The organism is Streptomyces sp. 4F14 (genome assembly GCF_048159485.1).
Classification (GTDB): domain Bacteria; phylum Actinomycetota; class Actinomycetes; order Streptomycetales; family Streptomycetaceae; genus Streptomyces.
This window is the reverse complement of the sequence record NZ_JBLRVY010000252.1, coordinates 1-362: the sequence shown is the minus strand read 5'-3', so window position 1 is coordinate 362 and position 362 is coordinate 1. Positions and strand designations below refer to the sequence as shown.

Sequence of the window (362 nt, the reverse complement as noted above, 5' to 3'; positions counted from 1 at the left end):
ACCAGCCTCGTATTTGCTGCCGCCGTCTCCTTCGCTCACGATGTGGTTGCTCGACGCAAGCACGCTCCCTCACACAGAGGAGAGATTCGCGCAGTACGCTCGGCCGCGGTCATCGTGTGCGTATCAGGCGTCTCACTCGCTGCTTTCACTTTTTCCTACCCGACTGAGTTCCTGGTCAGCTTTTCGATGAGCGTCGCAGCGTCATGTATCTTCCCTGCGCTGATCTACTCCTTCTTCTGGCCCGGGTTCAACCGGAGAGGACTCCTGTGGTCCGTCTACGGCGGACTACTTCTCTGCACGGCACTCACACTCTTCTCTCCCACTGTTTCCGGAACCGACTTTTCCGTATGGCCGGAAGCTCA

General features: G+C 58.0%; 1 protein-coding gene. It reads left to right on the top strand.

Annotated elements, in window-relative coordinates; all coding sequences use genetic code 11:
- Window positions 1-362 (top strand): sodium:solute symporter family transporter (locus ACLZOT_RS50575; RefSeq protein ID WP_416976066.1); only part of this gene is annotated, 362 nt, incomplete at both ends.